The organism is Tateyamaria sp. syn59 (assembly GCF_007995245.1).
Classification (GTDB): domain Bacteria; phylum Pseudomonadota; class Alphaproteobacteria; order Rhodobacterales; family Rhodobacteraceae; genus Tateyamaria.
In genome coordinates this window covers 84582-100997 of record NZ_VCBA01000010.1, presented here as the reverse complement: position 1 = coordinate 100997, position 16416 = coordinate 84582, and the positions used below count along the sequence as shown (strand labels likewise).

General features: G+C 62.0%; 17 protein-coding genes. 4 read left to right on the top strand and 13 right to left on the bottom strand.

Annotated elements, in window-relative coordinates; all coding sequences use genetic code 11:
• Positions 1-2: 2 nt before the first annotated feature.
• The gene (locus tag FD715_RS17575; RefSeq protein WP_147112857.1) at positions 3-248 is read right to left on the bottom strand and encodes a hypothetical protein; all 246 of its coding nucleotides are present in this window, start codon (positions 246-248) and stop codon (positions 3-5) included.
• A 131-nt stretch (positions 249-379) separates the two neighbouring features.
• Between FD715_RS17575 and FD715_RS17570 the strand changes: the two genes are divergently transcribed.
• The gene (locus FD715_RS17570) at positions 380-808 is read left to right on the top strand and encodes a GFA family protein (protein WP_147112854.1); all 429 of its coding nucleotides are present in this window, start codon (positions 380-382) and stop codon (positions 806-808) included.
• A gap of 344 nt (positions 809-1152) precedes the next feature.
• On the opposite strand, the gene nusB is transcribed toward FD715_RS17570, so the two are convergent.
• The 4 genes from nusB to FD715_RS17550 form a co-directional block, all read right to left on the bottom strand.
• Positions 1153-1620: a transcription antitermination factor NusB gene (nusB, locus tag FD715_RS17565; RefSeq protein ID WP_039688312.1), complete on the bottom strand. Its 468-nt coding sequence runs from the start codon at positions 1618-1620 to the stop codon at positions 1153-1155.
• Entirely contained in the window at positions 1617-2162 is a 546-nt protein-coding gene (locus FD715_RS17560; protein WP_370455417.1) for a 6,7-dimethyl-8-ribityllumazine synthase, read from the bottom strand. The genes nusB and FD715_RS17560 overlap by 4 nt, the downstream gene beginning before the upstream one ends.
• Positions 2159-3280 carry a 3,4-dihydroxy-2-butanone-4-phosphate synthase gene (gene ribB, locus FD715_RS17555; protein WP_147112851.1) on the bottom strand — a complete coding sequence of 374 codons (1122 nt, stop codon included), beginning with the start codon at positions 3278-3280 and terminating at the stop codon, positions 2159-2161. The genes FD715_RS17560 and ribB overlap by 4 nt, the downstream gene beginning before the upstream one ends.
• 208 nt (positions 3281-3488) lie before the next feature.
• Entirely contained in the window at positions 3489-4076 is a 588-nt protein-coding gene (locus FD715_RS17550) for a riboflavin synthase (protein ID WP_147112848.1), read from the bottom strand.
• Positions 4077-4231: 155 nt separating this feature from the next.
• Here FD715_RS17550 and FD715_RS17545 point away from each other — a divergent pair, with 155 nt between their 5' ends.
• The 3 genes from FD715_RS17545 (at position 4232) to FD715_RS17535 (ending at position 8831) form a co-directional block, all read left to right on the top strand.
• Positions 4232-5524 (top strand): capsule biosynthesis protein, encoded by a 1293-nt coding sequence (locus tag FD715_RS17545; RefSeq protein ID WP_147112845.1) that lies wholly within the window; start codon positions 4232-4234, stop codon positions 5522-5524.
• Between the two features lie 182 nt (positions 5525-5706).
• Positions 5707-6813: a polysaccharide biosynthesis/export family protein gene (locus FD715_RS17540; RefSeq protein WP_147112967.1), complete on the top strand. Its 1107-nt coding sequence runs from the start codon at positions 5707-5709 to the stop codon at positions 6811-6813.
• Between the two features lie 23 nt (positions 6814-6836).
• Positions 6837-8831 carry a capsular polysaccharide biosynthesis protein gene (locus tag FD715_RS17535; protein WP_147112841.1) on the top strand — a complete coding sequence of 665 codons (1995 nt, stop codon included), beginning with the start codon at positions 6837-6839 and terminating at the stop codon, positions 8829-8831.
• Here FD715_RS17535 and ribD read toward each other — a convergent pair.
• The 8 genes from ribD to FD715_RS17495 all read right to left on the bottom strand — a co-directional run bounded on the left by ribD (position 8828) and on the right by FD715_RS17495 (position 16407).
• Positions 8828-9925 carry a bifunctional diaminohydroxyphosphoribosylaminopyrimidine deaminase/5-amino-6-(5-phosphoribosylamino)uracil reductase RibD gene (gene ribD / locus FD715_RS17530; protein ID WP_370455416.1) on the bottom strand — a complete coding sequence of 366 codons (1098 nt, stop codon included), beginning with the start codon at positions 9923-9925 and terminating at the stop codon, positions 8828-8830. The two genes, FD715_RS17535 and ribD, sit on opposite strands and share 4 nt — an antisense overlap.
• Positions 9922-10389: a transcriptional regulator NrdR gene (nrdR, locus tag FD715_RS17525; protein ID WP_147112838.1), complete on the bottom strand. Its 468-nt coding sequence runs from the start codon at positions 10387-10389 to the stop codon at positions 9922-9924. Before nrdR ends, ribD begins: the two co-directional genes overlap by 4 nt.
• Before the next feature lie 117 nt (positions 10390-10506).
• Complete coding sequence (locus FD715_RS17520) at positions 10507-10935, bottom strand: hypothetical protein (protein ID WP_147112834.1); 429 nt, start codon at positions 10933-10935, stop codon at positions 10507-10509.
• Positions 10936-11039: 104 nt separating this feature from the next.
• On the bottom strand, positions 11040-11447 hold the full coding sequence (locus FD715_RS17515; protein ID WP_147112831.1) for a secondary thiamine-phosphate synthase enzyme YjbQ: 408 nt from the start codon (positions 11445-11447) through the stop codon (positions 11040-11042).
• Between the two features lie 60 nt (positions 11448-11507).
• Positions 11508-11999, bottom strand: a complete 492-nt coding sequence (locus FD715_RS17510; protein WP_147112828.1) for a hypothetical protein — start codon at positions 11997-11999, stop codon at positions 11508-11510.
• Positions 11996-13981 (bottom strand): RNA polymerase sigma factor RpoD, encoded by a 1986-nt coding sequence (gene rpoD, locus FD715_RS17505; RefSeq protein WP_147112825.1) that lies wholly within the window; start codon positions 13979-13981, stop codon positions 11996-11998. Before rpoD ends, FD715_RS17510 begins: the two co-directional genes overlap by 4 nt.
• A 128-nt stretch (positions 13982-14109) precedes the next feature.
• Positions 14110-16068 carry a DNA primase gene (gene dnaG / locus FD715_RS17500; RefSeq protein WP_147112822.1) on the bottom strand — a complete coding sequence of 653 codons (1959 nt, stop codon included), beginning with the start codon at positions 16066-16068 and terminating at the stop codon, positions 14110-14112.
• Positions 16069-16104: 36 nt separating this feature from the next.
• Positions 16105-16407 (bottom strand): hypothetical protein, encoded by a 303-nt coding sequence (locus FD715_RS17495; RefSeq protein ID WP_039688335.1) that lies wholly within the window; start codon positions 16405-16407, stop codon positions 16105-16107.
• Positions 16408-16416 lie beyond the last annotated feature (9 nt).

Genomic DNA, 16416 nt, shown 5'->3' with positions numbered 1-16416 from the left:
GTCTAGTGGCCGTCGCGACCGATTTGCCAGACCTGATAGCTGATCTGAACAGCGCCGAACAGGAGGCCGTGAAAGAACCACAGGATGAAGAGGATGAGGAAGGCGTCATCGCTATTTGCAGCCCGCGTGTGGATGCCCGCGATGTCGAGGAGCCAGATGCCGGTGACGAAGAGGGCCGAGAGGGCGAAGCCCACGGCGGTGCCGTTGAGGAAAAGGCGGATGAGGGGGTTTGGTTGCTCTGGCTGCATGGGGGGAAGGTAGGGCAGTGGGGTGGGGTTGTCTAATGTTGGGAGTGAGCCCCCCCGACATTTGACGCAGTGCAGCGAATGGCCGATGGTGCGGTTGGTAGCCTTGGGCTGAATGCTGGAAAGGGAACACCTTGAAATTTCCTGGAGGCTGTCACTGTGGTGCGATCCGCGTTGAACTTGAAACTTCGCGCAGACCAGAAGACCAAATTCTGGGTGCTTGTCAGTGCACTTTCTGCCGTAAACACAATGCAAGAGCCTTTTCCGATCCTTCAGCTAGGCTTGAGATAACTGCATTGGATTGGGGCGCTGTACACGAGTATGAGTTTGGCCTGCGTACTTCGAAACAGGTACTATGCAACCGCTGCGGCGTTTATGTAGCCATGACCCTGCGTGACGACGAAGGTGTGTTGAGCGTGCTGAATATTGATACACTGGACGAGCGGGCGCGGTTTATCCAAGAAGCACGACCTCGTGTCTATGACAACGAGAGTAAAGCAGAACGCATTCAGCGGCGAAAACAAAACTGGATACCGACCATACTGGTTGGCTGGCCCGGCTAATTTCACCAGTTAATATATTGCCAAGTATTTCCTTTCGACCCCTTGTTGGCGTTTGACTGAAAACAGACCTTGAACGAACGGCAGCTTCGTCCGCATACCAGACATAGGTCGGCCCAACACAAGCCCGTGGGCTGGTGTAACCCCCGAAGTTCGGCAGCACTTTAGGGCAGCCAAGTACATCTCACAGAATTTCGGTTCGCTATAGTGTCCGAAACACCAGCCCGCCGGGACGGGCCCCATGTTGGACCGGCGCCTTCGGCTTGATTCCGCTCCTGTCAGCGCTTTGAACAACAATCAGACGGGTTCGAAATAGCTGTCATACTTGAGTGAAGAGCGTGCGGGTCTCAGAACGCCTCTGGCCGCGCTTCCCGCGCCATGTGATCGAGCACAGCGTTCACGAATTTGGGTTCTTTCCCTTCCGGAAAGAACGCCCGCGCCACGTCCACGTATTCCACGATCACCACCTTGGGCGGCGTGCCCGTGTCCCGAAACTCGGCCCCTGCCGCCCGGAACAGTGCCCGCAAGGTGGGATCAATCCGTGCGATCGGCCATTTCGCCACAAGCGCACGGTCCGTCATCTGGTCGATCGGCGCCTGGTAGTTCACCGCGTCATCCATGACCCGCGCGAAGTGATCGGGGTCACCCTCCGCCATCTCGTCGCCCTCGTAGGACGCGCCAAAGCGGTGGTCCATGAACTCGACCTTGATCTGGTCGACGGTCTGTGCCGTCTGCTCCATCTGGAACAGGGCCTGCACGGCATAGAGCCGCGCGGCGGAGCGCATCTTGCGTTTCTGGTTGCCCGAAAGGGTCATGCGGTTGTGGATCCTGTCTTGGAAGCCAGCTGGTATTCGGTGGCCGGTTTAAACCCGACCCCTTTGGTGGAGCGGCCCCACTTACGGCTGAGCGCGATCAGGTGCAAGGCCGCGGCTGCCGCCCCGCCGCCTTTATTCTGCTTGGCGGGGTCGGCGCGGACCTCGGCTTGATCCGTGTTCTCGACCGTCAGAATGCCATTGCCGATGCAGAGGCCCTGGAGGCCCAAAAGCTGAATGGCGCGAGACGAGTCGTTGCAGACCGTTTCGTAGTGGGTCGTCTCGCCCCGGATCACGCAGCCGAGGGCCACGTAGCCGTCGAAGTTCGACATGCGTTCGGCGATGCCGATAGCCGTGGGGATTTCGAGCGCGCCGGGCATTTCGACGAGGTCCCAGGTGGCGCCCGCGGCTTCGATTTCGGCCTTAGCCCCGGCCACGAGGTTGACGGCGATCTGTTTGTAGTAGGGCGAGACGACGATCAGCAGTTTGGTTGGCTCATCAAAGCTGGGGCGGCCCAGCACGTGGTGGTCTATCGAAGCCATCATTTCTCTCCAAGGATGGGGCGGGTGCCGACGATTTCGAGCCCGTAGGCGTCGATGCCGATATAGGTCGTGCGCGGGCTGTCGGTCAGCAGGATGAGGCGGGAGAGGCCCATATTCGACAACATCTGAGCGCCGAGGCCGGTGTTCTTGACGATGCGGGGGCCGGGTTCCTCGTCGGTGAAGAGCGATTTGCGCGGCTCACGGAACAGGCAGACCACGCCGCGCCCTTCGGCGGCGATCAGCTCCATGGCGCGGGGCAGCTCGCCCACGGGTTTGTCCGAGAGGCCCAGGATGTCGGTGACTTCCGCCAGCGCATGGGTGCGGACCAGGACCGGCTCGTCGGTGCTCAGGTCACCCTTGGACAGCGTCACGTGCTCGATCCCATAGGTCTGGTCGGTGAAGATGCGCATGTCCCATTCCCCGCCATGCTGCGAGGTGACCATGCGGCGGTCGGTTTCCACCACGAGATTGTCGTGGCGGCGGCGATAGGCGATGAGGTCAGAGATGGTGCCGATCTTGAGCTTATGCGTGGCAGCATAGTCCACGAGGTCGGGCAGGCGGGCCATGGACCCGTCCTCGTTCATGATCTCGCAGATGACACTCGACGGGTAGTGCCCGGCCAGACGTGCAACATCGCAGCCCGCCTCAGTATGCCCTGCCCGCACCAGCACCCCGCCCTTGCGCGCGCGCAACGGAAAGACATGCCCCGGTGTCGCCAGATCAGCCGCGGTCGCTTGCGGGTTCACCAGCGTCGAAATGGTCAGCGCCCGATCACCTGCAGAAATCCCGGTGCTCACCCCCTCGCGCGCCTCGACCGACACGGTAAAGGCCGTCTCATGACGCGAAGAATTGTGCATCGCCATCATCGGCAGGCCCAGGTCGTCAATCCGCTCGGCAGGCAATGTCACACAAATCAAACCGCGCCCATGGGTCGCCATGAAGTTCACGGCTGCCGCATCGGCAAAGTTGGCGGGGATAACCAGATCGCCCTCATTCTCGCGATCCTCGTGATCTACCAGAATGAACATCCGGCCGTACTTCGCCTCTTCGATGATCTCCTCGATGGGCGAAATGGCGGCGGCAAGATCGGTCTCGACTGGACCGGGGGTCTCAAAGCTCATGGGGCACCTGTGGCAACATTGCCCGCGACATAGAGGATCACGCCCCCCAATGCCAGTGCCCCGACGCACAGATCCCGTGCAGCTTCATTTCGCCAGATAAACCGCCCCCGGAGGGCCGATCCGCCAAACACACCATATATCGCATGATGCGAGCACGCGTACCAAAGGCGCCGAAAATGGCGTCAGGCCGATAGGCCTGTCCGCAGGATCACGCCACCTCAGCGAGCCGTGCGACATAGCGGGCGAGCGTGTCGATCTCCAGGTTCACAGCGTCGCCAACGGCCACGTCGCCCCAGGTTGTCACCTCTTTGGTGTGCGGGATGAAGTTGACGCCGAAGACGGCCCCCTCCACCTCGTTCACTGTGAGGGACGTGCCGTTCAGCGCCACTGACCCTTTGGGCGCAATGAACCGCGCCAGATCATCCGGCGCGCGCAATTGCACGCGGGTGCTGTCGCCCTCGTCCACGACCGACACGACCTCGGCCACGCCGTCGACGTGGCCCGACACGATGTGGCCGCCCAACTCGTCGCCCACGCGCAAAGCGCGTTCGAGGTTCAGGCGCTTGCCAACGACCCATGCCCCAAGGTTGGTCTTGGATACGGTTTCGGCGCTGACCTGCACGTCATACCAGTCGGCCCCCAGATCCACGACGGTCAGGCACACGCCGTCCGAGGCGATGGACGCACCCATGTCGATACCGGCGGTGTCATAGCCGGTCTGGATCCGCACGCGCAGATCGCCCTCTTGCGTGAGGTCTGCAATGGTGCCGATATCAGTGATGATCCCTGTGAACATACTGGTGCTCCTTGCCGTACGCCTTTGTGACGTAGCGGCGCATGAGCACGAGGGCAAGCACCTAGCGCATTGCGAAAATCCTCCCAATACGCCATAAAACCGCCCCAGTCAGATGTTCATCTGAGAGTAAGAGTTTGCCGCATATCAGGGATCAGATGACGCTGCATGCCCCAACCTCGCGGGTCTTTCTGTTTCTGCAAGGACCCCATGGACCGTTTTTCAACCGCCTTGGCGCCATGCTGCGCCGTGCGGGGGCGACAGTCTGGCGTGTAGGGTTCAATGCAGGCGACCGGGCCTTCTGGTTTCATCCGCGCAGCTATGTTCCCTATCGCGGCGCGGCTGCAGATTGGCCCGATACCTTTGCCCGCCTGGCCGAGGCCAAAAACGTGACCGACATTGTGCTGTACGGCGATGTGCGCCCGATCCACGCCCAAGCGGTCGCCGAAGCAAAGCGCCGTGGCATCACCGTACACGTGTTCGAAGAAGGGTATATGCGTCCCTACTGGGTCACTTACGAGCGTGGCGGATCCAACGGGAATTCGCGCTTGATGGAGATGTCGGTCGCCGACATGCAGGCGGCCCTTGCCCTGTCGGATATGGAGGCTCCGTTGCCGCCCGGCCATTGGGGCGACATGCGCCAACATGTATTTTACGGCGCGCTCTATCACTGGTTCGTGTTGTTCCGGAACGGACAATACCGCAATTTTCAGCCGCACCGCGCGCTGACCGTCGGTCGCGAATTTCAGCTATACCTGAAACGGTTGCTGCTGATGCCGTTCCAGACACTCGACCGGATGCAGGCGACGCTGCGCATCCGCTATGGCGGCTTTCCCTATCACCTGGCGCTTTTGCAGCTGGAACATGATAGCAGCTTCCAAGAACACTCGCCCTTTGACACGATGCCCGACTTTCTGGACCTCGTCATCCGGGGCTTTGCTGAAGGCGCACCGGCACATCACCATTTGGTGATCAAGGCGCATCCGCTTGAGGACGGCCGGTCGCCCATCCGCAAAACGATACGAGATCTTGCCCGCAAACTGGGCCTGCAGGGCCGGGTCCACTATGTTCGTGGCGGAAAGCTCGCACAGCTTCTGAATGATGCGCGCAGTGCGGTGACCGTGAATTCGACCGCCGCCCAACAGGTGTTGTGGCGCGGCATCCCCCTGAAAGTCTTTGGCAAGGCCGTTTTTTCAAAACCGGAGTTTGTAAGCGATCAGCCATTGCCGGATTTCTTTGCCGGTGCCTCCCGCCCGGACAATCGCGCCTACAAGGATTACCGGCGCTACCTGCTGGAAACCAGCCAGATCCCCGGCGGCTTCTATTCGGCGCAGGGCCGCAGGCAGCTGCTGCGGCAGGTTGTCGACATGATGTTGTCACCCGACGATCCCTATGATGCGCTGGCCTCTGGCACCGCGGCGCCACGGCAACAGTTGCGGTTGGTGAACTGACCACCACTACCTCTATGGCTAGATTTTATCACCGGACTCCGGTAGGTTGACACCAAATCACCGGCGGAAAATCGTCGCGATACCAAAAAGAATACGGGCGCAGATCAAGCTGCGGCCAGAGGCAGACAAGAACAGGTCGAGGAGACCGAGCAGTGATTTTCCAGTCATTCCGCTGGACGCGTATGGTCGCGTCTTTGGCCCTTTTGGGGATTCTTGCATCCTGCGGTCTGCCGCAGATTGGTCCGAACAAGCGCCAGATCTTCTCCGGCTCTGTACAACGTGAAGGGGATGCATTCATCGTGTCGGTCAGCGATCGCGTGACCGAAGCCACCGCAGTGACCCCGGCCTTGGGCTTTTCCGAAGAGTTCCGCAATGCAGGTCTGCTGGGATCGGACACAATCCGTCCCGGCGACGTGCTGGGCCTGACGATCTGGGAGAACGTGGATGATGGCCTGCTCGCCGGTGAGGCGCAGAACTCCACCATTCTCGAAGAGGTACAGGTGGATGGCGCGGGCTTTATATTTGTGCCTTACGCGGGCCGCATTCGTGCCGCTGGCAACAGCCCCGAAGCGATCCGACGCATCATCACCACCAAACTGGAAGACCAGACGCCGGACCCGCAGGTGCAGGTGCGTCGCGTTGCAGGTGACGGGTCGACCGTGTCGCTGATCGGTGCCATCGGGGCGCAAGGCGTTTACCCCATCGAGCGGCCCACGCGTACCTTGTCCACGATGCTGGCCCAGGCCGGTGGCGTCACCATCGAACCCGAAATTGCGCGCGTGACCGTGTTGCGCGGGGGGATGCGCAGCCGCATCTTCTTCCAGGATCTGTATGAAAACCCGCATCTCGACATCGCACTGCGTGGCGGAGACCGGGTACTGATTGAGGCCGACACCCGCGCCTTTACCGCGCTGGGGGCGACCGGCGGGCAGGCCCGTGTACCCTTCGAGACAGCGACGCTGAGCGCGCTGGAGGCGCTGGCTCAGGTGGGTGGGTTGCAGACCAATACGTCGGACCCCACGGGTATTTTCGTGCTGCGCAACGAGCCTGCGGAAGTGGCCAATGTGGTGCTGGGCCGTGACGATCTGATCGGGGCGCAGCGCATGGTCTATGTGCTGGACCTGACCCAGCCCAACGGCATGTTCCAAGCGCGTGACTTTGTCATTCGCGACGGCGACACGCTTTACGTGACCGAGGCGCCGTACACGCAATTTGCCAAGATCATCACCTCGATCACGACCCCGATCACAGGCGTGAACAACCTGGCGACGGGTCTATCGGGCGAGTAACGACCGTGCACAGCGGACAGGACATGGCCGCCGGACCCGATGGGGCCCGGCGGCTTTACGTTTATAATGGTGGCTTCCTGGCGCGGGGCCGCGTGCGACGGATCGTCGAGCTGGCAGGCTATGACATCGCCGTGGGTCTGCCCGGCCCGAACGGGATGGTAGGCGTGTGGGGTAACTCGCCCACCGCCTATCGGGGCGAAGCTATGGCAGAGCGCCGGGATGCCAGCGTTGTGCGGGTGGAGGATGCGTTCTTGCGCTCCGTCCTGCCGGGCCGCGCCGGCAGCCAACCCATCGGCCTGCTCATTGATCATGCGGGCGTGCATTTTGATCCCTCAAGCCCATCCGATCTGGAACGGATCCTGGCGGAAGAGCCGCTGGACGACACCGCTGTTCTGAACGTCGCGCGGGGTGCCATGGCCCGAATGCAGGAGGCGCATCTGAGCAAGTATACCGGGTTTGATCCTGACGCGGCTGTGCCTGAGCCGGGATATGTCCTGGTCATTGATCAGACGCGCGGCGATGCGTCCGTCACCGCCTGCGGGGCGGACCGGAACAGGTTTCTGGAAATGCTCTTTGTCGCGCAGGAAGAGCATCCGCGCGCCCGGATCATCATAAAAGCGCACCCGGAGACGGTTCAGGGATTTCGTGACGGGTACTTCACCGATGAGGACTGCAATGACCGGGTGAGACTCTTTGCCGATGCTGTCAGCCCGTGGGCGCTGATGGAGGGGGCGATTGCGGTCTATACCGTGTCTTCGGGGGTGGGCTTTGAGGCGATCATGGCAGGGCATAAGCCCCGCGTCTTTGGCCAACCCTTCTATGCTGGGTGGGGTCTGACGGCGGATGAGTTTCCGGTACAGCGGCGCCAGCGCACGCTGACCCGCACGCAGCTTTTTGCAGGGGCGATGATCCTGTACCCGACCTGGTACGATCCGCATCGCGATTGCCTGTGTGATCTGCCGACAGCGATGGAGGCGCTGGCCGCAGAGACCCACGCGTGGCGGGCAGATCATCGCGGCTGGGTAGCAAGCGGGATGCGGCTGTGGAAGCGGCGGCCTTTGCAAAGAGTGTTTGGGCGGTACGTGCCGATGCGCTTTGAGGAGGATCCAGGTCGGGCACGTGCGATGGAACGACCCTGGATGGTTTGGGCGGGCAAGGCGGATGTGATGCATGACGATGCCGTGCGGGTTGAGGACGGGTTTCTGCGGTCGCGGGGCCTTGGGGCCGAGTTGATCCCGGCCCTGTCGCTGGTGACAGATGATCTAGGCATTTACTATGATCCCTCGCGGCCCAGCCGGTTGGAGCATCTGATCCGTGAGCGCCGGGTATTGCGGCCCGATCAGGTGGAACGCGCTGACGCACTGGTGCGGTCGCTGACGGCGGCGGGGTTGAGCAAGTACAACCTATCGGGCGATGTGCCCAACTTGCCCGAAGGCCAGCGGGTGCTGGTTGTGGGGCAGGTTGAGGATGATGCCTCGATCCGGCTGGGTGCGGGGGAAATCCGAACCAACCGTGCGCTGTTGGAAGCAGCGCGGGCGGCGCGGCCTGACGCGGTGCTGATCTACAAGCCGCACCCGGATGTGGAGGCGGGCCTGCGTGAGGGAGCTTTTGATGACGCTGACATTGCGGATGTTGTAGCCAGCCGGGCCGACATTGCCGCGCTGCTGGATCAGGTGGAGGAACTGTGGACTATGACCTCGCTCACCGGGTTCGAGGCGCTGTTGCGTGGTGTGCGGGTTGTGACAACCGGTGCGCCGTTCTACGCGGGCTGGGGCCTCACTGAAGATCGCGGACCAGTCCCGCCCCGGCGGCGCGAGGATGTGCCGCTGGCCGGGTTGGTCCATGCCACCTTGATTGACTACCCGCGTTACTTCGATCCTGTAACTGGGGCGGCGTGCGCTGTGGAGGTGGTGGTCGAGCGGTTGCGGAACGGCCCACTGCCCCGGCTCGGACTTGCCAATCGGATGCTGTCGAAGCTGCAAGGCTTGCTTGCCAGCCAGGCGCATCTATGGCGTTAACGCCGTTTCCAGATGTGGCAGATGTCGTCGCCGATGCGCACGACGGATTTAAGACGATAGCGTTGCGCGGCGTCCAGTGAGCCGAGGCCAAGCGCACCGATGTTAGGCAACCCTTCCGCCCCGATTGCCAGCCCTGCGGTAAAGCCGACAAGCTCATCTACCAGGTCTGCTTCGATCAGGGAGGCGGCGAGCGCGCTGCCCCCTTCGGAGAAGACGCGGGTGAGGCCGTGGTCGCCCAGTTTTTGCAGGATGTCCTGCGCATCAAGTTGCGTGCCTTGGGTGGCACACGGCAGGAGCGTTGCCCCCATGTCGCGCCACGTGCGTTGCAGCATCGGGTCGGCGTCGCGCCCGTGGCAGAGGATGACCGGCACCTCGCGCGCCGTCGTGGCGAGTTTGGACATGAGCGGCACGTCGATCCGGCGCGAGACCACCACACGGGCCGGTTGCTGGATGTCGCCCATATCACGGACGGTCAGCGACGGGTCGTCGTACCGCGCGGTGCCGCCGCCCACCATCACCGCGTCGTGCCGCGCGCGCATGGCATGCACATGGCGGCGCGCCATGGGGCCGGTGATCCATTGGCTTTGACCTGAGCCTGTGGCGATGCGCCCATCAAAGCTGCTGGCGAGTTTGAGGGTGACGAAGGGGCGGCCCTGTTCGGTGCGCAGCGTGAAGCCGATGTGATCGGCCTCAGCCTCCGCTTCGCAGATGCCGGTGGTCACGTCGATGCCCGCCGCTTCAAGGATCGCAATCCCCCGGCCATCCACTCGCGTGTCGCTGTCCCGCATGGCGATGACGACGCGCGCGATGCCTGCGGCCACGAGCGCGTCGGCGCAGGGCGGGGTTTTGCCGTGGTGGGCGCAAGGTTCCAGGGTGACATAGGCGGTGGCGCCTGCCGCTTTGGCGCCCGCTTGCGCAATTGCTTCCGTTTCAGCATGCGGCCGGCCGCCCGGCTGGGTCCAGCCCCGCCCCACGATCCGAGTGCCCTGAACGATGACGCAACCCACGGACGGATTGGGGGCTGTCCGCCCCTGCCCGCGCCGTCCCAGCGCAAGGGCCAAAGACATAAAGCGGGTGTCGTCCGCGGCGGTCACTCTTCGCCAGTGCCCTCGGGCCGCAATTCGGCGACAAACTTGTCAAAGTCGTCAGCGGCCTGGAAATTCTTGTACACGCTCGCGAAACGGACGTAGGCGACCGTGTCGATGCGGTTCAGCGCTTCCATCACGATCTCGCCAATCTGCTTGGACTGGATATCGGTCTCGCCCATGCTTTCGAGCCGCCGGACGATGCCAGAGATCATCTGGTCGATCCGCTCGGGGTCGATGGGGCGTTTCTGCATCGAGATGCGGATGGAACGTTCAAGCTTGTCGCGGTCGAAGTCTTCGCGCTTGCCATTTGACTTGATCACCACGAGGTCGCGCAGCTGCACCCGCTCATAGGTGGTAAACCGCCCGCCACAGGCCGGACAAAAGCGGCGGCGGCGGATCGAAACGTGATCCTCTGCCGGTCGGCTGTCTTTGACTTGAGTGTCGATATTCCCGCAAAACGGACAGCGCATCGCCCATCCCCTTCGTATTTGTCCCGCCTGTAGTGGGGGTTTTCCCCCGTTCCACGAAACTATAGGCGGTTGTCAAGGTTTTGGGTAGAGGGGAAATGCGACCGCTAGATAAGCGTTTTACCGGCGGACCAGTTGATTGTCGGCCGTACGCACTCGCAGGAATGGCAAAGTCTGGCACAGAGCAAAGGCGTGGGTCATGGAAAACACCTTGCCCGAGCGGCGCACGCCTTGACTGAACGAAGAAAAAGCACCCTCAAGCGGTGCTGTGGTAAACACGACGCCCTTGCGCCCAGGTGCTGTCAACGCATCGCCTCGGCCGGTTTCGATGGTCAGATCACCGCCGCGTTGCCCCAGCACGTTGCGTGCATAAAGGCCTGCAGCACACCACATTTGCGTTCCGCCTGCGCCATCGGCCTCGATCACCTCGAAACTGGTCGCGTTGATCTGGTTGACCGGGATCGTATAGCGCTCGCGCTGCACGAACGCCTCGGCGTGGCTAAGCGTGGGGAGTGTGATCAGGATGGCGAGCGAAAGAGGTTTGAACATCGTTGTCTCCTTTCCCAATCATTTAGGCACCGAGCGTGGATTTGAAACCGCGAGGCGAACCAAAGAGGTCACGCGCGGTCACATGCGCGTCGGCACACGCGGAATTAGACGCAGAGATGCCCAATAACGCGGCGATGATGCGGCGCCGTGCGGTGTTCAAAAAGGTAGATGCCCTGCCAGGTGCCAAGCTGGGGCCGCCCGCCGTAGACCGGGATTTGCAGGCTGACCGGCATCATCGCTGCCTTGATGTGCGCGGGCATGTCGTCCGGGCCCTCGTAGGTGTGTGTGAGGTAGGACATAGACGGGTCGGTCGTGGGCGGCACGAGGCGGGAGAAGAAGTTCTGCAGGTCCGTTTGCACCTCGGGATCCGCGTTTTCCTGGATCAGGAGAGAGCAGGAGGTGTGTTGGACAAAGAGCGTCAGCAGGCCGTCGCCCTCGCACCATCGTGTCACGTCGCGGGTGAATTCGTAGAGGCCCTGACCGTGTGTTGCGATTTCGAAGATAGTTTGCATGACAAGATCCGGGGTGAAATGAGGCGCGGGTTATTTGCCGGGTCTGTCTTGGGGTTGTGCTCAGTCAGCGCATGCGGCTTTTGAATAGAGCTGACTGTCGTAATCCGCGCAAAAGCCCGCCTCAAGCATGGCATCTGCTATGGCGAAGATCGACAAATCCACGGACCCGTCCTGGCATTCGAGATTGGCCAGCGTCTCGTCACCTTGCGAAACCACGACGCCACCCCTGCCGGGCAATTCTCCTGCCATGCGGTCGACGGCAACCCAGACTCTGTACCGTGTGCCCTTGTTTTCAAAGGTGATGTCTTCCCAGATCGAGCGACCGATGCCGGGCCATGGGGTTGCCTGGACATCTGCCAAGGACCGCGTGAGAGACAGTTCCGGTTCTGCGCCGCGCGGGCCAAAGGCGTAGGTTGCTTGCCCTTGGCCGACACACACTTTCACCGATTTGGTTCCGATCTGACATTGCAGGACCGGATACATATCGCCGCAAAACGCTGCCGCCGCCCCAGGGGTCAGCGCCAGCGTCAGAGCGGCGAGCAGCCCCCTCACTGGTCGAGGAAGCTGCGCAGTTTGCGGCTGCGGCTGGGGTGCTTGAGCTTGCGCAGCGCTTTCGCCTCAATCTGGCGGATACGTTCGCGGGTCACGCTGAACTGCTGGCCGACCTCTTCGAGTGTGTGGTCGGTGTTCATGCCGATGCCGAAGCGCATGCGCAGAACACGTTCCTCTCGTGGGGTGAGCGAGGCGAGAACCCGTGTTGTGGTTTCTTTGAGGTTTTCCTGAATGGCGCTGTCGAGCGGCAGCACGGCGTTCTTGTCCTCGATGAAGTCACCAAGCTGGCTGTCTTCCTCGTCGCCGATGGGAGTCTCGAGGCTGATCGGTTCCTTGGCGATTTTCATCACCTTCCGGACCTTTTCGAGCGGCATTTGCAGCTTTTCGGCCAGTTCCTCGGGCGTGGGTTCGCGGCCGATCTCGTGCAGCATCTGCCGGCCCGTACGGACCAGTTTGTTGATCGTTTCGATCATGTGCACGGGAATACGAATGGTGCGCGCCTGGTCTGCGATGGACCGGGTGATCGCTTGGCGAATCCACCACGTGGCGTAGGTCGAAAACTTGTAGCCGCGGCGGTACTCGAACTTGTCGACCGCTTTCATCAGGCCGATGTTGCCCTCCTGGATCAGGTCCAGGAATTGCAGGCCACGGTTGGTGTATTTCTTGGCGATCGAGATCACGAGGCGCAGGTTGGCTTCGACCATCTCTTTCTTGGCCTGACGGGCTTCTTTCTCGCCCTTCTGCACCTGCTGGACGATGCGGCGGAATTCCGAGATGTCGAGACCGACATATTGGCCGACTTGCGCCATGTCTGCGCGCAGCTCTTCGACCTTGTCGGCGGAGCGTTCGATGAACATCTGCCAGCCGCGACCTGACTTGCCGCCCATCTCTTCCAGCCAGTTCGGGTCCAGTTCGCGCCCGCGGTAGGCATCGACGAACTCGCGCCGGTTGATCCGCGCCTGGTCGGCCAGTTTCACGATGGAGCTGTCGATCTGCATGATGCGGCGGTTGATGCCGTAAAGCTGGTCGATCAGCGCCTCGATCCGGTTGTTGTGCAGGTGCAGCTCGTTGACCAGCAGCACGATCTCGGCCCGCAGTTTTTGGTAGGTCGCTTCGTTTTCGTCCGAGAACGAGCCGTCTTCGTTCAGCGTCGCCGAAATCCGGCTGTCCTGCATTTCGGACAGAAGCGAGTAGTCGTGGGCGATCACCTCGAGCGCTTCGAGCACTTGCGGCTTCAGCGCGGCCTCCATCGCGGCGAGCGACATGTTGGCCTGTTCGTCCTCGTCGTCGTCGTCATCCTTGGCGATGGGATTGCCGTCGGCGTCGAGCTCCGGGCCTGTGTCGGCCTTCTTCTCGGCGCTGGCGTTTGTGTCGACGACGGGTTCGTTCACCTCTTCGCCGTCTTCGCCCATCTGGTTGCCGAAGGTCGCTTCGAGGTCGATGACGTCGCGCAACAGGATCTCTTCACTCAGAAGTTCGTCGCGCCAGATGGTGATCGCCTGGAAGGTCAGCGGGCTTTCGCAGAGACCCGCGATCATGGTGTTGCGACCGGCTTCGATCCGCTTGGCGATGGCGATCTCGCCCTCGCGGCTGAGCAGTTCGACGCTGCCCATCTCGCGCAGGTACATACGCACGGGGTCGTCGGTGCGGTCGAGTTTTTCCTGACCGGTGGCGCCCAGCGTCAGGTCGCGGGTGCCTTCGGTCGTCGTGACCTCAGTCGAGCCTTTTTGCTCTTCGTCCTCGGCCTCTTCATCTTCGATGATGTTGATGCCCATTTCGGACAGCATCGACATCACGTCTTCGATCTGTTCGGAACTCACCTGGTCCGGCGGTAGCACGGTGTTGAGCTGATCGTACGTGATGTAGCCCTTTTCGCGGGCTTCCGAGATCATCTTTTTGACCGCGGCCTGGCTCATGTCGAGCGAGTGGGCGCTGTCCTGATCTTCGGTCTTGGCGTCTTCGTTCGTGTCTTTCGCGGCCATAACGGGCTCCTTTACCGGGGCTCCTTGGCGATTCGTCCCCGCGAATCGCTGCTAGAAACATTTAGCGCTTTGAGTGATTCGGCCACCCGTCTAAGCGCATTTTCTTTATGTTTTGAGACCAAATCGCATCAGTTGCGGCGTTTGGAGAAGCTGATCTGGTCCATCAGGGCCGCAAAAGCGTCCCGTTCGCTCCGACTGATTCGGGCGCCGTTGTCGCCCGTTTCGTATTCGGCATCATCTTCTTTCCCGCTGCGGCTGGCCTGGGTTGCGGCTTGAGCCGCTTGGGCAAGGCGCCATGTCACGCCTTCATCTGCTACACCTTCCAGGTCCTGCACCGCATCCGCGATCTCGGCATTCAGTCCCTTTGCCGCGCTGAGTTTTGCGAGCTCTTCGGCCACGGTCATACGGGCCATGTCAGCGTCGCCCGGGGTGCGGATACACGGGACAATTGCCACATGGCGTGAAGTCAGCAGGTTATCAAGGGCTTCCGGGCCAAGTGCGGCGAAAATGTTTTCGCGCAACACCTCTGAACCGGCATGCGCGTGGCGCAGAATCAGGTCGCGCAATACGGCATGGTCCGGATCGTTACAGGCGAGGCTTTCGAGCCCGTTTTCGAAGTCTTCGGCCACTTCGGGCGTGCAGATCAGCGCCGCGAGGATGACCGTTTCGCGCAAGTGGTCGGTGACCTGCGCATCGCCAGCGGCCAATGCGGAACTTTTGGTGCTGGCCATCGGCACCGGGGGGGGCTGCCAGCCGCGGCCCTTTTGCCAGTTGCGTTTCGGCCCCTGCCCGCCGCCACGTTGAGGGCGAAAAAGGTCCCAGCGCATGTCCTTGATCGCCTGGCCGTAGTGCTGGCGAATCGACGGATCCTTGATCAGCGTGATCTTGTCGCGCAGCGCCTTGTCGAGTGCGGCCTTGCGTTCGGGGCTGTCGAAGTTCTTGCCCTCGGTCTCGCGCTGCCAAAGCAGTTTGACCATGGGCATCGCGTCATCGAGCAGCTTTTGCAGCGCGCCCGCCCCTTGGGCCTTGAGCAGATCGTCGGGGTCCTGACCGTCGGGCATGAGCGCAAAGCGCAGGGATTTGCCTGCTTCGAGCATGGGCAGGGCGAGGTCGATCAGGCGCATGGCGGCGCGCAGGCCCGCCTTGTCCCCATCAAGCGCGATGATCGGCTCATCCGCGATGCGCCAGAGCATGGCGAGCTGGTTTTCCGTGACCGCTGTGCCGAGGGGGGCAACGGAGGCGCCAAAGCCGTATTCGGCCAGCGCGATGACGTCCATGTACCCTTCGGCCACAATCAGGGGCTGGCCCTTGCCCGCCGCCGTGCGGGCCGGGCCGTGGTTGTAGAGGCTGCGCCCCTTGTCGAAGAGTTCGGTCTCGGGCGAGTTCAGGTATTTGGCGTTGTCATTCGGGTCCATCGCCCGTCCGCCAAAGGCGATGCAGCGACCGCGCGCGTCGCGGATCGGGAACATGATGCGCCCGCGGAACGTGTCGTAGGGCTTGCCGCCCTTCTGGCTGGGTTTGGCGAGGCCCGCGCCAAGGATCAACTCATCCTCGACCCCCTTGCCCTTGAGCACGTCCCACAACCCCTGCCACGCATCCGGAGCAAAGCCGATTTCCCAGCGTTGCTGTGCTACCGGGTCCAGCCCACGGCGTTCCAGATAATCTCGGGCAGGACCCGCAGCGCCGGTTTTTAATTGCAAGCGGAAGTGCTGGACGGCCATTTCCATGACGTCGGCCAGTTGCGTTCGCTTGTCGGCCTTTTCCTGTGCACGCGGGTCGCGCGCGGGCATGGGCATCCCGGCCTCACCGGCGAGGATTTCGACGGCCTCCATAAAGCCAACATTCTCGGTCTCGCGCACGAAGCTGATCGCGTCGCCTTTGGCGTGGCAGCCGAAACAATAATAGTAGCCCTTGCGATCATCGACGTGAAAGCTGGCCGTCTTTTCGTGGTGGAAGGGGCATGGCGCCCACATGTCGCCCTTGCCCTGGTTCGACTTGCGCGCATCCCACATAACCTTGCGCCCGACAACCTGTGTCAGCGACAGGCGGGTGCGCAGTTCATCCAGAAATCCGGGGGGCAGGCTCATGCCCCTAATATTGGGCGTGTGGGCCTACGAGTCGAGTCACTGCTGCAGGCAAAGTTCGCTCCACGCGTCCGACAGGCTTTCGTTGCGGACAATGCGGCGCGGCTGTTCATAGACCCAAGGGGCAATCAGCGGGATCGCGTTGTTGTACTTTTCGGGCCATGTTGGGCCTTGAGCCAGGATATGGTCCTGCACTTCACGCTCTTTCACACGATCAAGGCGGGCCTGCTGAACGGCAGCAACGACCTGCGCTTGCAGGGCGCAGCTTTCTTCCTTGGTTTCCTGTGCAAAGGCGGGTGCCGCGACGAAGGCAAGTGCGGCGGTGATTGCAAAACGGATCATGGGCAGGCT

Excerpts from the sequence above, each read along its gene's own strand:
- FD715_RS17545 (WP_147112845.1), top strand. The coding sequence starts at position 4,232 with ATGACGCTGCATGCCCCAACCTCGCGGGTCTTTCTGTTTCTGCAAGGA.
- nrdR (WP_147112838.1), bottom strand. The coding sequence starts at position 10,389 with ATGCGCTGTCCGTTTTGCGGGAATATCGACACTCAAGTCAAAGACAGC.
- FD715_RS17550 (WP_147112848.1), bottom strand. The coding sequence starts at position 4,076 with ATGTTCACAGGGATCATCACTGATATCGGCACCATTGCAGACCTCACG.
- FD715_RS17515 (WP_147112831.1), bottom strand. The coding sequence starts at position 11,447 with ATGCAAACTATCTTCGAAATCGCAACACACGGTCAGGGCCTCTACGAA.
- nusB (WP_039688312.1), bottom strand. The coding sequence starts at position 1,620 with ATGACCCTTTCGGGCAACCAGAAACGCAAGATGCGCTCCGCCGCGCGG.
- FD715_RS17520 (WP_147112834.1), bottom strand. The coding sequence starts at position 10,935 with ATGTTCAAACCTCTTTCGCTCGCCATCCTGATCACACTCCCCACGCTT.
- dnaG (WP_147112822.1), bottom strand. The coding sequence starts at position 16,068 with ATGAGCCTGCCCCCCGGATTTCTGGATGAACTGCGCACCCGCCTGTCG.
- FD715_RS17495 (WP_039688335.1), bottom strand. The coding sequence starts at position 16,407 with ATGATCCGTTTTGCAATCACCGCCGCACTTGCCTTCGTCGCGGCACCC.
- FD715_RS17560 (WP_370455417.1), bottom strand. The coding sequence starts at position 2,162 with ATGATGGCTTCGATAGACCACCACGTGCTGGGCCGCCCCAGCTTTGAT.
- ribB (WP_147112851.1), bottom strand. The coding sequence starts at position 3,280 with ATGAGCTTTGAGACCCCCGGTCCAGTCGAGACCGATCTTGCCGCCGCC.
- FD715_RS17535 (WP_147112841.1), top strand. The coding sequence starts at position 6,837 with ATGGCCGCCGGACCCGATGGGGCCCGGCGGCTTTACGTTTATAATGGT.
- FD715_RS17540 (WP_147112967.1), top strand. The coding sequence starts at position 5,707 with ATGGTCGCGTCTTTGGCCCTTTTGGGGATTCTTGCATCCTGCGGTCTG.
- rpoD (WP_147112825.1), bottom strand. The coding sequence starts at position 13,981 with ATGGCCGCGAAAGACACGAACGAAGACGCCAAGACCGAAGATCAGGAC.
- FD715_RS17575 (WP_147112857.1), bottom strand. The coding sequence starts at position 248 with ATGCAGCCAGAGCAACCAAACCCCCTCATCCGCCTTTTCCTCAACGGC.